18 protein-coding genes are annotated in these 16,215 nt (G+C 39.7%); 7 read left to right on the top strand and 11 right to left on the bottom strand.

The annotated features are described in order from the left end of the window. Positions 1-151: 151 nt before the first annotated feature. The 8 genes from CHB66_RS01555 to CHB66_RS01525 form a co-directional block, all read right to left on the bottom strand. Positions 152-1,231, bottom strand: coding sequence for a HesA/MoeB/ThiF family protein (locus tag CHB66_RS01555; protein WP_089237248.1), 1,080 nt, complete (start codon positions 1,229-1,231; stop codon positions 152-154). Between the two features lie 3 nt (positions 1,232-1,234). Beyond that, complete coding sequence (locus CHB66_RS01550) at positions 1,235-1,462, bottom strand: MoaD/ThiS family protein (protein WP_089237246.1); 228 nt, start codon at positions 1,460-1,462, stop codon at positions 1,235-1,237. 35 nt (positions 1,463-1,497) lie between these two features. Continuing rightward, the gene (locus tag CHB66_RS01545) at positions 1,498-2,235 is read right to left on the bottom strand and encodes a sulfite exporter TauE/SafE family protein (protein ID WP_245812642.1); all 738 of its coding nucleotides are present in this window, start codon (positions 2,233-2,235) and stop codon (positions 1,498-1,500) included. Further along, a complete protein-coding gene (locus CHB66_RS01540) occupies positions 2,235-3,410 on the bottom strand; it encodes a molybdopterin molybdotransferase MoeA (RefSeq protein ID WP_089237244.1) in 1,176 nt (391 codons plus the stop codon). The genes CHB66_RS01545 and CHB66_RS01540 overlap by 1 nt, the downstream gene beginning before the upstream one ends. A 426-nt stretch (positions 3,411-3,836) precedes the next feature. After that, positions 3,837-4,817 carry a GTP 3',8-cyclase MoaA gene (gene moaA / locus CHB66_RS01535; RefSeq protein WP_089237242.1) on the bottom strand — a complete coding sequence of 327 codons (981 nt, stop codon included), beginning with the start codon at positions 4,815-4,817 and terminating at the stop codon, positions 3,837-3,839. Positions 4,818-5,122: 305 nt separating this feature from the next. Beyond that, on the bottom strand, positions 5,123-5,800 hold the full coding sequence (locus tag CHB66_RS01530) for an anaerobic ribonucleoside-triphosphate reductase activating protein (protein ID WP_089237240.1): 678 nt from the start codon (positions 5,798-5,800) through the stop codon (positions 5,123-5,125). 5 nt (positions 5,801-5,805) lie between these two features. After that, positions 5,806-5,976 carry an anaerobic ribonucleoside-triphosphate reductase gene (gene nrdD / locus CHB66_RS17240; RefSeq protein WP_141107350.1) on the bottom strand — a complete coding sequence of 57 codons (171 nt, stop codon included), beginning with the start codon at positions 5,974-5,976 and terminating at the stop codon, positions 5,806-5,808. After that, positions 5,966-8,080 carry a ribonucleoside triphosphate reductase gene (locus CHB66_RS01525; protein ID WP_089237238.1) on the bottom strand — a complete coding sequence of 705 codons (2,115 nt, stop codon included), beginning with the start codon at positions 8,078-8,080 and terminating at the stop codon, positions 5,966-5,968. Before CHB66_RS01525 ends, nrdD begins: the two co-directional genes overlap by 11 nt. 230 nt (positions 8,081-8,310) lie before the next feature. Here CHB66_RS01525 and CHB66_RS01520 point away from each other — a divergent pair, with 230 nt between their 5' ends. The 4 genes from CHB66_RS01520 (at position 8,311) to CHB66_RS01505 (ending at position 10,791) form a co-directional block, all read left to right on the top strand. Further along, complete coding sequence (locus CHB66_RS01520; RefSeq protein WP_089237236.1) at positions 8,311-9,444, top strand: hypothetical protein; 1,134 nt, start codon at positions 8,311-8,313, stop codon at positions 9,442-9,444. 145 nt (positions 9,445-9,589) lie between these two features. Then, positions 9,590-9,988 carry a nucleotidyltransferase substrate binding protein gene (locus CHB66_RS01515; RefSeq protein ID WP_089237234.1) on the top strand — a complete coding sequence of 133 codons (399 nt, stop codon included), beginning with the start codon at positions 9,590-9,592 and terminating at the stop codon, positions 9,986-9,988. Beyond that, positions 9,985-10,299 (top strand): nucleotidyltransferase domain-containing protein, encoded by a 315-nt coding sequence (locus CHB66_RS01510; protein ID WP_089237232.1) that lies wholly within the window; start codon positions 9,985-9,987, stop codon positions 10,297-10,299. The genes CHB66_RS01515 and CHB66_RS01510 overlap by 4 nt, the downstream gene beginning before the upstream one ends. Before the next feature lie 51 nt (positions 10,300-10,350). Continuing rightward, positions 10,351-10,791, top strand: coding sequence for an RrF2 family transcriptional regulator (locus tag CHB66_RS01505; RefSeq protein WP_014772565.1), 441 nt, complete (start codon positions 10,351-10,353; stop codon positions 10,789-10,791). A 39-nt stretch (positions 10,792-10,830) separates the two neighbouring features. Here the strand turns inward: CHB66_RS01505 and CHB66_RS01500 are convergent, their stop codons facing one another. Next, positions 10,831-11,727: a sterol desaturase family protein gene (locus CHB66_RS01500; RefSeq protein WP_089237230.1), complete on the bottom strand. Its 897-nt coding sequence runs from the start codon at positions 11,725-11,727 to the stop codon at positions 10,831-10,833. 412 nt (positions 11,728-12,139) lie between these two features. Between CHB66_RS01500 and CHB66_RS01495 the strand changes: the two genes are divergently transcribed. From CHB66_RS01495 to thiL, 3 genes are all read left to right on the top strand, one after another. Beyond that, complete coding sequence (locus CHB66_RS01495) at positions 12,140-12,697, top strand: fasciclin domain-containing protein (protein ID WP_089237228.1); 558 nt, start codon at positions 12,140-12,142, stop codon at positions 12,695-12,697. Positions 12,698-12,831: 134 nt separating this feature from the next. Then, the gene (mce, locus tag CHB66_RS01490) at positions 12,832-13,233 is read left to right on the top strand and encodes a methylmalonyl-CoA epimerase (protein WP_089237444.1); all 402 of its coding nucleotides are present in this window, start codon (positions 12,832-12,834) and stop codon (positions 13,231-13,233) included. A gap of 5 nt (positions 13,234-13,238) precedes the next feature. After that, positions 13,239-14,270 carry a thiamine-phosphate kinase gene (gene thiL, locus CHB66_RS01485; protein ID WP_089237226.1) on the top strand — a complete coding sequence of 344 codons (1,032 nt, stop codon included), beginning with the start codon at positions 13,239-13,241 and terminating at the stop codon, positions 14,268-14,270. A 95-nt stretch (positions 14,271-14,365) separates the two neighbouring features. On the opposite strand, the gene CHB66_RS01480 is transcribed toward thiL, so the two are convergent. Then, complete coding sequence (locus CHB66_RS01480) at positions 14,366-14,743, bottom strand: hypothetical protein (RefSeq protein ID WP_089237224.1); 378 nt, start codon at positions 14,741-14,743, stop codon at positions 14,366-14,368. Continuing rightward, positions 14,740-16,146 (bottom strand): 23S rRNA (uracil(1939)-C(5))-methyltransferase RlmD, encoded by a 1,407-nt coding sequence (gene rlmD / locus CHB66_RS01475; protein WP_089237222.1) that lies wholly within the window; start codon positions 16,144-16,146, stop codon positions 14,740-14,742. The genes CHB66_RS01480 and rlmD overlap by 4 nt, the downstream gene beginning before the upstream one ends. Positions 16,147-16,215 lie beyond the last annotated feature (69 nt).

Raw genomic sequence — 16,215 nt, 5'->3', positions numbered from 1 at the left:
CTTCTATATCCCGAATCAATTATCTCCTCTTCTTTGGGCTAGAGCTCTGGGTTGAAAATATTTCGCCGAAGGCATATTTCTACTGTATTTCGCATAGCATATTTCTGTATCATAATATCCATTAGTATCTAATATCAATCAATATCTTATTTCAATCAAAAAGGTACCTTAAAATTCCCCCTTCAACAGATTGAATATTTTTATCTGGAAACTGACTTTTGAGCATGTCGGCAGCTTTCAGGCTTCTGCTGCCTGATTGACAGAAAAGGAAGATGTTTTGAAAGGATGCTAGCTGATTTCTGGAATTGGGTAGGTCAGCTAAAGGGATCTGGAGGTACTCAACATCGTCCAGTTCCGGTTGTTCCCCAATTTCCCGAACATCTACCAATACGGACTGATTGGCATTTTTCAATAAGCTCAAAGCAGCTTCCCAGTCCGTTTGTGCACTCAAGCCACAGAAGTCTTGATAGTCCATTGCTTGGAGCTCGGAATGGGTTTTTGGGATGTTTTGCTCGCTGTCCGGATTTTTGGTAAGTTGAATTTGATAGGAATTGTGGTTGAGCAGGTCATAAAAGAGCAATTTGTCTTCGAGAGAGTCCCCATACCCAGTCAGGTATTTGATACATTCTCCAGCCATCCAAGTTCCGATGATCCCTGGTAGTACACCCAATACACCTGTTTCATTGCAGTTGGGGACTTCACGAGCTGATGGAGGTATGGGATAGAGGTCCCTGTAATTGATAGAATGGCGTCCCTTGGCATTGAAAATGGCAACCTGTCCTTCATGCTGGTAAATGGCGCCGAAAACCAAAGGTTTGCCAGCGATCAGGCAAGCATCATTAACCAAATACCGGGTAGGGAAATTGTCCGAGCCATCTAAGATCAGATCATAGTTTTTGATGATGTCTAGGATATTTTCTTTGGTCAGAAAATGGGGGAAAGCTTCCGCCTGTATGTCATCGTACTTTTTCTGAATGATTTCGGCTGCAGATTCAGCTTTGTTTTTCCCAAGGTCTTCCTTTCCAAACAGGACCTGTCTGTTAAGGTTGGATAGGGAAACCACATCCCCGTCTATGACGCCGATTTTCCCTATTCCTGCTGCGCTGAGGTAAAGCAAGGCTGGGCAACCCAAACCGCCGGCACCTATGATCAGAACTGAAGTTTCTCTGAGTTTTTGTTGAGATACGGGACCAAATCCCGGTAGTATATATTGTCTTTCAAATCTATCCATGGATCATCCTCCGGAGAATGGTGGCAGCAAAGCTACCTCAGCATCTGTGGTTATGCTTACATTTCCGCTGACTTGTTTTTTATCTATGGCAATGCTGAATTTAAGGTCTTTCAATGCGGGGTATTGTTGCTGCAAATAGCCCACTAGGATATCCGTATTTGGAAAATTCTCAATTTCTATCTCCTGCTTTCCAATGATCTCTGCTATTTTTCCGAAGGCCAGTAGTTTCATTGATTTTTAATTTTATTTAAATATACTACAAATTCTTAACCCCAAATTAATTTTACAGCGGCTATTAGTAATACGACAGTCAACGTATATTTCACTCCTTGGTAATTAAATTTTTTTGCCCCAAAGTATGCTCCCAAGGCTCCTCCCACTATGGTCAAGGGCATCAAAACCCATAATTGAGGATCGAATGAAATGGCAAATGCATTGGTTCCCAATAAACCTGAAATGGAATTGAAAAAGATAAATAAAGCACTGACAGCGGCCGTTTCTTTCATATCTGTCCAGCCCATTAGCAGCAAAATTGGGGAGAGGATGATTCCTCCACCTATACCGATCAAGCCTGAAACAAAGCCAATCCCCAGGCCAAGAATACCTGATAAAATCCAGTTTTCTGAGATTTTAGGTGCTGTAGATTTCGGGAAAATATTCAAGAACCGCAGTATCGGAAAGAATAATAATAATCCCAAAATCTGCTTGTATAAGCCCGCATCAACCAAAATCCTTCCTCCAAAAAACGCTGCAGGAACTGAAAAGATGATGATGGACAAAAAGAGTTTGGCGGGAAATTTCACAGTTCCTCTAAAGGCTAAAAATGCCATTAGTGAAACTACAATATTCAGAATCAAAGCGGTAGGGCGGATTTGCTCCGGGGCAAAATTGAACAAGGCCAGAAACATCAGGTAACTGCTTGCACCGCCATGGCCTACTGCTGCGTATAAAAATGCCACGGTAGGCATAAGAATGTAGAGTAACCACCAATATGCTTCCATCATTACCAGAGATACACGCCCACTTTTTCACCTTTTTCCATTGCCTCCACTCCTTCAGGTATCTCTGCGAAACCATCGGCTGTAGAAAATGCAATTAAATTAAAAGATTCCTGACCTTGTAGTATTTCCACCTCTTCGGGGTGGGTTTTGATTTTTAGAAAGAAAGTGAGGTCAGGGTTCTTTTTCATTGGGCTATTTAATGGAAGCCAAAGAGTTGGTTCCCAGCCTGGATTTTTCCCCATCCATTGTCTGATGGAAGGTTTGACGTATTGGTTGAAACATGTGATTACTGAGGCTGGATTGCCGGGTAAAGCAAAAATCATTTGCTCGTCCTTAATGCCGGCATAAAGTGGTTTTCCTGGTTTCTGTTTGATTTTATAAAAAAGTTCTTGGACACCCGCCTGCTCCAGCCCTTCTTTGACAAAGTCATAATCTCCGACTGAGATTCCTCCAGAGAGCAAGATCAAATCATGGATGGTCAAGGCCTTATTGATAGCTTGTCTGACCATGTCAGGATTGTCTTCTACACGGATGCATTCGATAGCTTCTATGCCTTCCTGTTGCAAATAAGTGGTCAGCAGCGGGCCGTTGGCATTGTAGATTTCGCCATGTTCCAAAGGTTGACCCACTTCCTTGATTTCATTGCCTGTGATGATGATGCCGACAGATGGAGGTGCGATGACGGATACGTGTTGAATCCCAACCGACGCTAGTAGTCCGATGCCACCAGGGGTGATTGCGGTGCCGGCCTTCATGATTATGTCTCCGGATTTGGTTTGGGTACCTTCTTTTCGTACATGCATGCCTTTGATAATTTCTCCAGATTGCAAAGATAATGTACTGCCCTCCACGGCTATCCATTCCTGTTGGATCACGGTATCTGCCCCATCAGGCATTGGAGCTCCAGTGAAGATCCTTATGGCCTTTCCAGTGGATAGAATTGGAATATCTTTGGCTCCAGCTGCAATTTCTCCTTCCAATACCCATCTGGTTTTCCTAGCTTCCCAAGCAATAGCATAGCCATCCATTGCCGAATTGTCAAAAGAAGGGACATGCATGGGAGAATGTATGTCTACCCCACAGATCAAACCTATTGCTTTTTCGAGTGGTACAAGTTTAGATTTCCTTGGAGGAATATTTTTTTGGAGTATTGCTTTAGCCTGACTGACAGAGATCATATTTGTATTTCACTAAAATGGGCTTCTTCTATTTTTAATATTTGAGATTTCTTTGATTGATTCGTCTTACTTTGTCAAATTAGCAGATTAGGTCAAACCTGCCAGGTTTATAAGCCAAAACAAGTTTATTTTTTATCATTTTAAAAAGAAACTTGGCAGGTTTTTCTTGTCATTTTTAACCTAACAAAGTAGGATTAGAGGTTAGAAATACATCTTTTCAATCATATATCCATAATATTTCAAAACCAACTTCTTCCAAAATATCCACTAATATCTAATAGTATCCATTAATATCAATTGGTTCGAAGAATATCTATTTCAAAATTTTTCTATTGTATCCCGAATCACTTCGCTCTCGGGATCTCCGTTTCACTCCGATTTCGCTAAGCATATTTCAATATCCCAATATCCATTAATATCCATCAATCATCCCCCAATTTTAATCATACTTCGATTTTCGATTTTATCGGCTTCTGCTTTGGTGTAGTCCTGAGAAAACTGTCCCCCTAGGGCTGCATGCTTGTTCCAAACTGATAACCGGATCAAGGGTTCAATGTCCTTACCTTCCCTCAATGCCCCTAAAATATCCGTCTCTTCTTTTCCGAAAAGACAATTTTTCATCTTGCCGTCTGCCGTAATCCTCATCCTATTGCAGGTGCCGCAGAAATGCTCGCTCATGGTGGTGATAAAGGCAAAAGTCCCCAAATGACCAGCTGCTTGAAAAGCTTTTGCGGTATCGTTTGGATCATCTTTGAGTTTGCTGACATTGAATTCTTCTTTGACCATTTCCAGCATTTTGGTTGCAGTGAGTACTTTATCCTTGTTCCATAAGTTGCCTGCAAAAGGCATGAATTCTATGAAACGAACGTGGAGGGGCAGGTCTTTGGTTAGTTGGACAAAACTCAGTAGTTCTTTTTCAATAATGCCATTGAGGGCAACGACATTGATTTTGACGCGGAAATTATTTTCCAATAACAAATTTAGGTTCTCCCACACCTTTTCAAATTGATCTCTTTTGGTGAGTTTGTGGAAAGTTCCCCTGTTCAAGGTGTCCAAGCTAATGTTTACTTTTCTGATGCCAGCAGCCTTGAGGGCTTCCAAGTGTTTGTCTACCAAGACACCATTGCTGGTCATGGTAAGTTCAACGGGGAGTTTGGAAAGGGAATGGATGATGTCAGTAAACTCTTTTCTTACCAAAGGTTCACCTCCGGTAAGTCGGATTTTTTTAACCCCAAGTTCCACAAATTTTTTTGCGATCGCTTCAATTTCATCCGGCTGCATCAGGTGCGCATTAGGCATGCTCTGAATATCCTCTTCAGGCATGCAATAGCTACAGCGGAAATTGCAGCTGTCTGTCAGGGATATTCTAAGGTAATCGTGCTTGCGTTGAAACTGGTCTTGAAGCATTGGAATAGTTTTAATTCACATTTGCATGAACAAGTTAAAGACTTTTTGAATCGTTCCCTAAAAAACGGAAAATACATTAGTGGTAATTAAATGCTGCCAGACTTATTGAAATCATTTTTTTAGCTGTTCGGGATTTTGGCTGTTCGGGATTTGCAATCCCGAACCTAGATAAAGAGGATTTGAAATCCTTTTATCCAGGACAGGGTAGAACGGAATTAAAAATTCCTTTTATCTGTCCTCGAAATTGCAAATTTCTAGGAGCAAAGTTAGAATGTGGAGCGAAGCTTCAGGGGTAAGTAAAATCCTCAATTTCGCCAGACCATTTCTAATTCAGGATAATCAGTGAATGCCAAGTTTGGTTTTTTGCTGTAAGGTAAGATCCTGATTGTTTCTTTTTCGCTTACAAAGTGTTGTAAATAATATTTGCCTTTGTAGCCTTGGTCACGAAGGAAACTAGCCATTTTCGAAAGCTTTTCTGTGTTGATCAAATTAGAATGGACAGTTGTCCTTATTTCAAATGGAACATCGTACCCTTTTAAAACCTCCAGACTTTCTTTAAACTGCTCAAAAAAATCAGATTGGGTGATGCTTTCAAAATCTTCTTGTAAAGATTTGAAATCCAGCGCTACATAATCCACCAAACCTTCTTGAAGTAATTCTTCGAGGACATGAGGACGGCTTCCATTGGTATCTATCTTGACTTTCATCCCCAAACGCTTTACTTCTGAGGCATAGTAAGGTAGGTCTTTGTGCATCGTGCACTCTCCTCCGCTGAAGACAACACCATCAAGCAGGTTTTTCCTTTTTTCTAAAAAGCTGATTACTGCATCGAAACCGATCTTCCCTTTTCCCGTGACGATTTCAGGATTATAGCAATAGCTACAACGCATATTACAGCCCGCAAACCAAAGGATGCAGGCTGTATGATCTGGATAATCCAAAAGCGTAAATGGGGTGATACTGTAAATTAGCTTTTTGACCATAAAGATTATTCTTTGAAATGAATTCTCTGTTTGTGCTCCCCTTTTTTGCCAATGTTAAAACTTTCTACAGGTCTGTGGTAACCCATGACCCGAGTATATACCAGACATTTCGTCCTTTTGTCTTCATATTTGGAAAGTAAGTTTTCGGTTTGGGGTTCTTTGATTTCAGTTTGCATGATTATGTTGATTTTGGTTTAAATTATCTAATAGGATGTCATCGCATTTTGGACAGAATTCATGTTCACCGTTGAGGTAGCCATGTACCGGGCAGATGCTGAATATGGGGGTGACTGTTATGTAAGGCAACTTAAAATTGGAGAGTACTTTTTTGACCAAGTTTCGGCAAGCCTCTGCTGAAGATACTTTTTCCCGCATATACAGGTGGAGTACCGTGCCTCCTGTGTATTTGCATTGGAGATCATCCTGTAGCATCAATGCCTCGAATGGATCATCGGTGTGGTCTACAGGAATCTGCGAGGAATTGGTATAGTAGATGTTTTCCTCCATTCCAGCCTGAATGATGTCATCAAAGCGTTTTTTGTCTTCCTTCGCAAACCTGTAAGTAGTGCCTTCTGCTGGGGTGGCTTCAAGGTTATAAAGGTTTCCAGTTGCTTCCTGATAGACTTTCATCTTCCCCCGTATATATTCTAGGATATCAGCCGCCAATTTTTGTCCTGAGTCAAAGGTGAGATCATCCACACCGTCGGTGAAATTGAGGATCATTTCATTGATGCCATTGACACCGATGGTGCTGAAGTGATTTCGGAAGTGGGGAAGGTACCTTTTGGTATAGGGGAAAAGACCCCTATCATACATCTCTTGGATAAATTGTCTCTTCTTCTCTAGGGTGGATTTGGCTATTTCCAAAAGATGATCCAACCGTTGGTAAAGTCCTTCTAAGTTTCCTTTGTAGATATAGCCTAACCTTGCCATATTGATGGTGACTACTCCAATGCTTCCGGTCATCTCAGCCGAGCCAAAAAGTCCATTTCCCCTTTTAAGTAGTTCTCTCAGATCCAGTTGCAGTCTGCAACACATGCTTCGAACAGCATTGGGTTTGTAAGCATTTGGGTTTTTAACCTTATTACCCGATTCATCGAAGGTGTATTGGCTTCCAATGAAATTTTGAAAATATGAAGAACCGATTTTGGCGGTATTTTCGAACAAAAGGTCGGTGTTTTCTCCATACCAATCGAAATCTTCTGTGATGTTGACGGTAGGAATGGGAAAAGTAAACGGCTGAGCATTGGCATCACCTTCTGTCATCACAGTGTAGTAGGCCTTGTTGATCATGTTCATTTCCTTTTGAAAATACTTGTAGCTCAAATCTTCCAAGCTGTTTACACCTCTGCTTTTGGCGATTTCCAGTAGATTTTCATCTTGGATAAATTTGAACAAATGGATGTCATTTTTGGTGGGAATCTGATCTTTTAAGTCCTCCGGAACTACCCAATCCAAAGTAATATTGGTAAAAGGAGACTGTCCCCATCGGGCAGGTACATTGAGGTTGTAGACAAAGGAGCGGATGGCTTTTTCTACATCTTTTTGGGAAAGTTGGTTTTTGAAAACATAGGGCGCCAGATAAGTATCAAAGGAACTGAAGGCCTGTGCACCTGCCCATTCGCTTTGCAGGATTCCAAGGAAATTGGCCATTTGACCAAGTGCCTCTCTAAAATGGGAGGGAGGTCTGCTTTCCACCCTGCCTCTTACGCCATTGAAACCTTCATTGAGCAAAACCCTCAAACTCCAACCTGCGCAGTATCCTGTCAGACAATCCAGATCATGGATATGAATGTCTCCATTGCGGTGGGCGTAGCCTTCTTCCTTGCTGTAAACCTTATCGAGCCAGTAATTGGCAATGATTTTTCCTGCCACATTATTGACTAGTCCTGCATTGGAGTAGGAAGTATTGGCGTTGGCATTGATGCGCCAGTCGGTTTGATGGATGTATTCTTCGATGGCCTGCGTGCTGTCCACGTAGGTTGTATCTTCATTGAGTCCGTCCACATGTTCCCTTTGCATTTTGCGGGTATGCCTGTAGAGCATAAAGGAGCGCATGACATCAAAATATCCAAATGCATAGAGCTCTTTTTCAATGATGTCTTGAATTTCTTCTACAGCCCAAGTGGTTTTGGATTCTAAATGTTGGAGGACTTTATTATAGGTGAGGGAATGATAGTGTTGATGCACACTTTTAAATGCTTTGATTAGTGCATCTTCTATTTTAAAGGGCTCAAATGGAGCATACTCTCCATTTCTTTTAATGACAAATTGGTCCATATGGTGGGATGGTTTGATTGTTTAAGATCATAAAACTTTTTCAAGGTAGAGCCAATAGTATGCTTCAGAAATAGAAATGGTCATGTTTTGGGTTGAGATATATCATAAAAACTAATAAAAGATAAATTTATCTTTTAATGAAAAAAATTGATATATTTGTCTTCAGAAACTAATGGAGCTAAGCTCTTCTTTCTTATCAAATAAAAAAGGACAAAATAATCCGATTTAGTATGAGACTCTTGAAGCCACTTTATGTATTTCCATTGGTTTTGTCAGGGCTGCTACTTGGTATTGCAGGAGGTTTTGTGAGGTTAGGCTTTGTAGATTGGAATATTTCGGAAACTGCGTCTCAGCATGGTGTATTGATGGTTGGAGGTTTCTTAGGAACCTTGATTACACTGGAGAGAGCGATGGTGATGAAAAATAAACTTTGGTTGTTTGTTGCTTTTTTAAGTGGTGTTTCCATCCCGGTTTTGTTGTTGCCGGGGTGGAGCACTTTTGGCCAATTTTTAATTATGGGAGCAAGTATCGGTTTGGTGATCATCATGTATCTACAAAGCATCAGACATCCTCAACCTTATCAATTTGTGATGTCTTTAGGTGCTATTTCTTGGTTTTTGGGGAATTTCACGATGATTTATACGGGGTTTATTCCAGCAGCTGTGCCCTGGTGGATGGGGTTTTTGTTGTTCACTATTGTCGGAGAGCGGCTAGAGTTGAGTAAGTTTCTCCCCACACCAACTTTTGCAAAGAATATTTTATTTGTACTGTTAGGTTTGAATTTTGTAGGCATGTGGATTCCTTTTCATGGGATAGGGAATTGGCTCATGGGCGGTACTGTGATATTTATTGCTTTTTGGTTATTGCATTTTGATATGGCAAAAGTCGTTTCGAAAAAAGAGCGGCAGTTCAAGTATATAGGAATAGGTTTAAGGGTAGGTTATTTATGGCTGGTTGTAAATGGTTTGGTGCTTTGTTTTATGGAAATGCACCCTTTGTTTTATGACCTTTACTTACATACTTTCTTTCTGGGTTTTACATTTTCTATGATTTGGGCACATGCGCCGATCATCTTTCCCATGATCATGAATATCAAAGAAAAACCCTATCACCCAATCCTATGGCCCGCTTGGATGATCTTTCAATTGACGCTAATTGGTAGGATAGGGAGTAGTTTATTGAAATTACCAGATTGGAGATTGTGGTTTGGTGTGGCTAATGGGTGGTCAATTTTAATCATTTTTGCTTTGATGGCGCTAATTGTCCTTACTAAGATCGCGTATTCTAAATTTTATCAAAGAATCAATACTTCTGTTCGTGTTCAAATTAAAAACACAGAGAATAAAGTCACAGAACAGTCTTGAAATTCATTTGCCTTTTGAGAAACAATCATAGGAATTTTAATAGAGTGCTTTCCCTAAATTTTAAGAAAGTAAAAACCCATTTTAAAAAAGATATATTTATCTTCACTGGAATCAATCATTCATATAGCATTCAATTCGAAATAAAATGGATATCAGGTGGAAACAGCGGTTTGAAAACTATCAAAAGGCTTTTAGTCAATTAAAGGCTGCGATTGAAGACAATGGAGTGAACCCAATTGATATTATCAAAGAAGGGATATTACAACGTTTTGAATTTACGCATGAGTTAGCCTGGAAAGTGATGAAGGATTACCTTGAATTTGAAGGGATTCAAAATATTACTGGTTCCAGAAGTGCCACTAGAGAAGCATTTAATATTGGATTAATTCAAAAAGGACAAATTTGGATGGACATGATTGAAAGTAGAAATAAAACAGTACATACATACAATCAAGACGTATTGATTGTAGAGTTTAAGAAAGTAGTTGAAGATTACTTTGTGCTATTTGAAGCGTTTGAGGAAAAAATGAAATCATTGTTATGAAGTTTGGTTTAGATCATAAAACGATTGAAAAAATTCAAAAAGTGTTTGAAAAATTTCCTGAAGTAGAGGAGGTGGTGATTTATGGTTCAAGAGCCAAGGGAAACTACAGAGAAGGATCGGATATTGATATTACTTTAAAGGGAGAGCGCTTAAAAGAAGACTTACTTTCGATGATTTCGCAGGAAATTGATGAGCTAAATACTCCTTATCTTTTTGATATTTCTATTTTTCACAAACTAAAATCACCTTCACTGATTGAACATATCAATAGGTTAGGGAAGGTCTTTTACAGGCTCAAAGAAAAAGTCTAATCCTGTTATAAAGACATTTTTATCCTTAATTTAGCAAGAAATTGTATTTATATGTTTTCAAAAGCTTGTCAGTACGGAATCAAGGCAGTCATATATATATGGTCACAAAGTCTCAAAGGGGTAAAAGTAGGCGCTAAGGAGACGGCAGAACACGTGGATGCTCCCGAGCCATTTACTGCCAAAATCCTCCAAGAACTAGTCAGAAAAAAAGTCATAGGCTCTCAAAAAGGCCCTTCTGGTGGTTTTTATGCGGGGACAGAACATGAAAAACTCACCTTACAAGACCTCGTGATAGCCATAGATGGAGATGGACTTTTCAGTGGCTGTAGTCTTGGATTGAAAGCATGCTCTGAAACCAATCCCTGTCCGCTACATCATGAAATCAAAAAAGTAAGAACCCATGTAGTAAGCATGCTCACCAAAAAGACACTCAAAGAACTCGCCCTTGAAGTAGAGAGTGGAGAGACTGTCTTGGCTAGATTTGATGTGTAAAATAAAAAAAAGCCAACCGTACGGCTGGCTTCTATGCTTTTATAGACTGACTTTTTCCTTTTCTCTAAACTTCTCTTTGATAGTTTCTAATTCGCTGGGCCTTGAAAATGCCATGGCATAAGCTTCCTTGAGCGATTTAGAATTTTTGACATCTCGAACCAAATCCGCCCATTCATGAAAGTTCAGTGTGATTGGATTATATGAATTCACTTGCTTGGTCAAGCCGTAAGTAGGTCGGTCTTCTTCTGGCATGAAAGTTCCAAACATCCTATCCCAGATGATAAATGTTGACCCATAGTTTTTATCCAAATACTTTTCATTGCTCGCATGATGAACCCTGTGATGGGAAGGGGTGGTAAAGAAATACTCAATAGGTTTTGGGAGTTTTGTGATATATTCGGTATGTATCCAGAATTGATACAATACGGCGATCTGATGTACAATAAAGAATACTACGGGGTGAAAACCTGCTAAAGCTACAGGTATAAAAAAAATGATCTTGATATGTTGGGTCCAACTCAATCTGAAAGATACGGACCAGTTGTACTTTTCAGAATTGTGATGTGTCACGTGTGTTGCCCACCAAAACCTATTTTCATGGGCAACCCTGTGTGCCCAATATCTCCAGAAATCAAGCCAAAACAAGCAAAGTATAAAAGCCCACCAGGTATTGGGAATAGACCATGGGACAAGATTATAGAAAAACAAAATGATTCCAAATGTAACTACTTTGATTCCAGCGCTCATGGCCACATTAACTAGGCCTATGAAGGTTGCTGAAATGGTATCCTTACCATCATAGTAGTCTTTCTTCTCTCTGTAAGAGAAAAACCATTCTAACAAAACCAATCCTATCATGACAGGTGCTGCATACAGGATGATATTAGGCAAATCTAAACTAAAGACTTGTTCTAAGGTGAGTTTTTCTTTATTCATAAATTTTTAAAAAGGAAGATTAATGGTTGAAATCATATTACTGCAGGGGCTTCTGTTTTTTTAAGTTTGCAGGTTCCAGGATTTAGGTGATTCCAAGAAAAATGAATGTGGTAAAAAGACAAGTTCGTAGAATGAATTATTGGTAATCATAATCAGGTAATTTTTAAGCTTTTCTTTTTTGCAAAATGCATCATTCTTAAATATAAGTATTTTTTTCAGCGAATGAAAAGTATTAGTCTGTCGATTGATTTTTGTAAGAAGAGGAGTCTATGGTTTTAGCACTTGATTTTACAGGATGTTTTCTAGGAATTATTTTTTAAAAAACAGAGTAAAAACTCTAAAAACCTGACGTTTATCATAAAGGATATATTTATCCTTTATTAATTTTGATTGTTAATCAAACCCGATCAATATGAAAGATACTTTAAAAATTTTGCTGGGCGCCTTTCTGGTCAGCAGCATGATGGCTTGTGGTGGAACTGGTATAGAATCTACCACATCAACACCACAAGCTACAGGAAAATCAGTGGGTCAATCTGGTGTAAAAGATGATGTTTCCAATCCCAATGTCGTGCAAGTTGCGGTAGGATCAGCTGATCATAGTACCCTTGTTGCAGCTTTGCAAGCGGCAGATTATGTAGATGCTTTGACCAATGTTGGTCCATTTACAGTATTTGCACCAATAAATGCAGCTTTTGACCAATTGCCTGCTGGAACTTTGGAATCATTAATTAGGCCAGAAAATCAGAGAAAACTCCGAGATATCCTTGAGTATCATGTGCTTCTGGGAGTTTACAAAAAAGGAGACTTTGTTGATGGAAGAAAAATGGGGACAGCTGATGGAAGGTCTATTGAAATCATGGTGAATGAAGCAGGAGACGTCTTGATCAATGGAGGTAAAATACTTGGTACGGTAGAGGCTTCTAATGGAATCATCCATGTGATCGACAAAGTGTTGCTGCCCAATTGAAAGACTAAATAGAGGAGTTTAGATGGTTTAAGAAAGTCCCAGATATGTTGTCTGGGATTTTTTATTTATTTCTGTTTTCTGATAAAAGAGCGTTTCAAAGAAGTAATCCTTATTTTTGTCAAAATGCAAGAATCATGAGAAAAATCGAACATTTAGGAATAGCGGTCAAAGATCTCAAAGCGTCTAATCAACTTTTTAAGAAGCTTTTGGGAAAAGAACATTACAAGGAAGAGGAAGTAGGAGGGGAAGGAGTGATGACTTCATTTTTCCAAGTTGGAGAGACTAAAATCGAGCTTTTAGAAGCAACTAGGCCTGATAGTCCAATAGCGAAATACTTGGAAAAAAAATCTGAGGGAATTCACCATATCGCTTTTGATGTGGAGGATATCCATGCGGAAGTAGAACGGCTCAAAGCTGAAGGCTTCGAAATCTTGAATGAAACGCCAAAATCAGGGGCGGACAATAAATTAGTTGTATTTTTACATCCCAAATCTACCAACGGCGTTTTGGTGGAATTGTGTCAAGAGAGAAAATAAGAATTATGGAAGATAGCAAAAGAACAGAAATCGGTGAATTGGGTGAGTTTGGCCTGATTGATCATTTGAATAAAAGTATCAAAATCAAAAACCCATCAACTTTCAAGGGAATTGGAGATGATGCGGCAGTCATCGAAGCTGGCGATCATGTCAAAGTAGTGACCACGGATTTGTTGCTAGAAGGTGTACATTTTGATTTGGCCTATGCGCCTTTGCAGCATGTGGGATTCAAAGCTGTTGCGGTTAATATTTCTGATGTGGCAGCCATGAATGCCATTCCAAAGCAGATTACTGTGAGCATTGCTTTGTCTAATCGCTTTTCGGTAGAAGCTGTTGATGCCTTATATTCTGGAATCAATGCAGCTGCAGAACATTATAATGTGGATGTGATAGGTGGAGATACCACGGCTTCTCGTTCAGGTTTGGTGATTTCTATCACTGCCATTGGCGAAGCAAAGAAAGAAGAGCTTTCCTACAGATCTGGTGCAAAAGTGAATGATATCATTTGCGCGACTGGAGATTTGGGTGGAGCATTGGTTGGATTGCAGATTTTGGAGAGAGAGAAGCAGGTATTTATGGCTAACCCAGACATGAAGCCTGATTTGGATAAATACACTTTTGTGACAGCCCGTCAGTTGAAGCCGGATTCAAGAATGGATATCATCCACGAGCTGAGAGAATTGGGTGTTGTGCCTACCAGCATGTTAGATATTTCGGATGGGTTGGCTTCTGAGTTGTTTCATATCTGCAAAGCATCCAATGTTGGCGTGACGATTTATGAAGATAAGCTCCCCATAGACAAGCAGACTTTTGATACAGCTGTGGAACTGAATATGGATCCGATTACTTGTGTGCTCAATGGCGGCGAGGATTATGAATTGCTTTTTACGATTGATCAAAAAGATTTTGAGAAGTTGGAGAAACATGCAGATATCCACTTTATCGGCCATACCACCAAGCCAGAAGATGGCAAAAATCTAGTCACCAAGAGCGGAACAGTAGTAGAACTGAAAGCTCAAGGCTGGAAGCATTTTTAAAATATTTTCAACAAAAAGGGGGAGCATTCGCTCCCCCTTTTTTATTCAGTTATCCTACGCTCCTTTGCCCCTCCGCCTCCTTCGCGAGCTTCTTCCTACTCCTCAGGAAATGGAATATAAACAAAACTTGTAAACTCCTTATCCATCACAAAAAGGCAGCAGAATTCATCAGGGTTTTTGTAGTTTTTTTCGAATTCTTCCAATAAGTCTTCGGCGATCAATTTCCTTTGAATAAATTCATCTACATAGGTGATATAATAATTCCAATCCAGTTTCTTTTCTTCTTTTCCCAACAGGAGTTGGCCGATTGGTTGCTCTTCTTTAGAAATTGGAAATATCGGGAATTGGGAGAATTTCCTGCTTCTTACCTGATAAGAGGCTTCCTTGAGAATGTCAGATACGTTGATGAAATCTTTGGTGATGGTTCCCAAATATTTCCCACTCAATTCCGGGTCGTTAAAGTCTGATATCATGATTTCAAAGTTAGAAGTACTACATTTTCAACATGGTAAGTTTGCGGGAACATATCCACAGGCTGGATTTTGTCTACGCTATATTTTTCTGAAAGTAAAGCCACATCTCTTGCCTGAGTTGCAGGGTTACAGCTGACATAGACGATTTTTGGTGCGGCAAGTTTGAGTAGCATATTGACCACATCGTCATGCATTCCCGCTCTAGGCGGATCAGTGATGATGACATCAGGCTTGGCATGTGCAGCGATAAAGTCATCATTGAGCATATCTTTCATGTCTCCTGCATAGAAAAGCGTATTTTCTAGTCCATTTACTTTTGAGTTAAGCTTGGCATCTTCGATCGCTGCTTCCACATATTCTATCCCAATGACTTGCTTCGCTTGCTTGGCAACAAAGTTTGCGATCGTACCTGTACCTGTGTACAAATCATAAACCACTTCATCCCCTTTCATTCCTGCAAAATCTCTGGTGACTTTATACAATTCGTAAGCTTGTTCTGAGTTGGTTTGATAAAATGATTTCGGTCCGATCCTGAACTTCAACCCTTCCATTTCTTCTTCGATGTAGGATCTTCCAGCAAAAGTCACCACCTCAAGATCATTGAAAGTCTCGTTTTTCTTCAAATTGATGATGTAAAGCAGTGCAGTAATTTGTGGGAATTTTTCATGAAGAAAATTCATCACCAATTCAATTTCCTCAGCATTGTCACCACCAAACTGAACGATAACCATGCTTTCGCCTGTGCTTGTGGTTCGGATGATTAGATTTCTAAGAAGTCCAACTTGATTTCGGATATCATAAAAAGATAGTGAATTACTCAAAGCAAATGCTCTCAGTTCATTTCGTACCTCGTTAGAAATATCTCCTTGAAGGTAGCAATGCTCGATGTCGACGATTTTGTCAAACATCTTAGGAATATGAAAACCAAGCGCATTTCTCTCGAATGCTGCACCTGAGTCTATTTCCTCACGTGTCAACCAACGGTTGTTCGAAAAAGTAAAATCAAGCTTATTTCTATAATACCTCGTATTTGCAGATCCAACGATTGGCATGACCTCAGGAATTTCTACTTTTCCAATTCGTGTGAACTGATCTACGACTTGTTGTCTTTTATATGTTTTTTGAAGGTCATAATTGATATGTTGCCACTTGCAGCCGCCGCAAGTACCAAAATGCGAGCAAAATGGGTCGATTCTATCTTTAGAATATTCATGGAATTTGATGGCTTCACCTTCCATAAATGAGCTTTTTCCTCGGGTAATTCTCACATCTACCACATCCCCAGGAGCCACACCTTGCACAAATACTACTTTGCCTTCATGATGTCCAACACATTTCCCTTCCGTAGCGATTCTTTCAATAGTCAGGTTTGTTACAACCTTATTTTTCATTTTTCTCGACATGGGCGCAAAATTAAACAAAATTGTCAATGTAATTGGGTATAATTGAAATATGCATTGCCTTTTTAAGAA

Source organism: Belliella buryatensis (assembly GCF_900188245.1).
GTDB classification, from domain to species: Bacteria; Bacteroidota; Bacteroidia; order Cytophagales; family Cyclobacteriaceae; genus Belliella; species Belliella buryatensis.
This window is presented reverse-complemented; position numbering and strand designations above follow the sequence as displayed.

Excerpts from the sequence above, each read along its gene's own strand:
- CHB66_RS01555 (WP_089237248.1), bottom strand. The coding sequence starts at position 1,231 with ATGGATAGATTTGAAAGACAATATATACTACCGGGATTTGGTCCCGTA.
- CHB66_RS01550 (WP_089237246.1), bottom strand. The coding sequence starts at position 1,462 with ATGAAACTACTGGCCTTCGGAAAAATAGCAGAGATCATTGGAAAGCAG.
- CHB66_RS01545 (WP_245812642.1), bottom strand. The coding sequence starts at position 2,235 with ATGATGGAAGCATATTGGTGGTTACTCTACATTCTTATGCCTACCGTG.
- CHB66_RS01540 (WP_089237244.1), bottom strand. The coding sequence starts at position 3,410 with ATGATCTCTGTCAGTCAGGCTAAAGCAATACTCCAAAAAAATATTCCT.
- moaA (WP_089237242.1), bottom strand. The coding sequence starts at position 4,817 with ATGCTTCAAGACCAGTTTCAACGCAAGCACGATTACCTTAGAATATCC.
- CHB66_RS01530 (WP_089237240.1), bottom strand. The coding sequence starts at position 5,800 with ATGGTCAAAAAGCTAATTTACAGTATCACCCCATTTACGCTTTTGGAT.
- nrdD (WP_141107350.1), bottom strand. The coding sequence starts at position 5,976 with ATGCAAACTGAAATCAAAGAACCCCAAACCGAAAACTTACTTTCCAAA.
- CHB66_RS01525 (WP_089237238.1), bottom strand. The coding sequence starts at position 8,080 with ATGGACCAATTTGTCATTAAAAGAAATGGAGAGTATGCTCCATTTGAG.
- CHB66_RS01520 (WP_089237236.1), top strand. The coding sequence starts at position 8,311 with ATGAGACTCTTGAAGCCACTTTATGTATTTCCATTGGTTTTGTCAGGG.
- CHB66_RS01515 (WP_089237234.1), top strand. The coding sequence starts at position 9,590 with ATGGATATCAGGTGGAAACAGCGGTTTGAAAACTATCAAAAGGCTTTT.
- CHB66_RS01510 (WP_089237232.1), top strand. The coding sequence starts at position 9,985 with ATGAAGTTTGGTTTAGATCATAAAACGATTGAAAAAATTCAAAAAGTG.
- CHB66_RS01505 (WP_014772565.1), top strand. The coding sequence starts at position 10,351 with ATGTTTTCAAAAGCTTGTCAGTACGGAATCAAGGCAGTCATATATATA.
- CHB66_RS01500 (WP_089237230.1), bottom strand. The coding sequence starts at position 11,727 with ATGAATAAAGAAAAACTCACCTTAGAACAAGTCTTTAGTTTAGATTTG.
- CHB66_RS01495 (WP_089237228.1), top strand. The coding sequence starts at position 12,140 with ATGAAAGATACTTTAAAAATTTTGCTGGGCGCCTTTCTGGTCAGCAGC.
- mce (WP_089237444.1), top strand. The coding sequence starts at position 12,832 with ATGAGAAAAATCGAACATTTAGGAATAGCGGTCAAAGATCTCAAAGCG.
- thiL (WP_089237226.1), top strand. The coding sequence starts at position 13,239 with ATGGAAGATAGCAAAAGAACAGAAATCGGTGAATTGGGTGAGTTTGGC.
- CHB66_RS01480 (WP_089237224.1), bottom strand. The coding sequence starts at position 14,743 with ATGATATCAGACTTTAACGACCCGGAATTGAGTGGGAAATATTTGGGA.
- rlmD (WP_089237222.1), bottom strand. The coding sequence starts at position 16,146 with ATGTCGAGAAAAATGAAAAATAAGGTTGTAACAAACCTGACTATTGAA.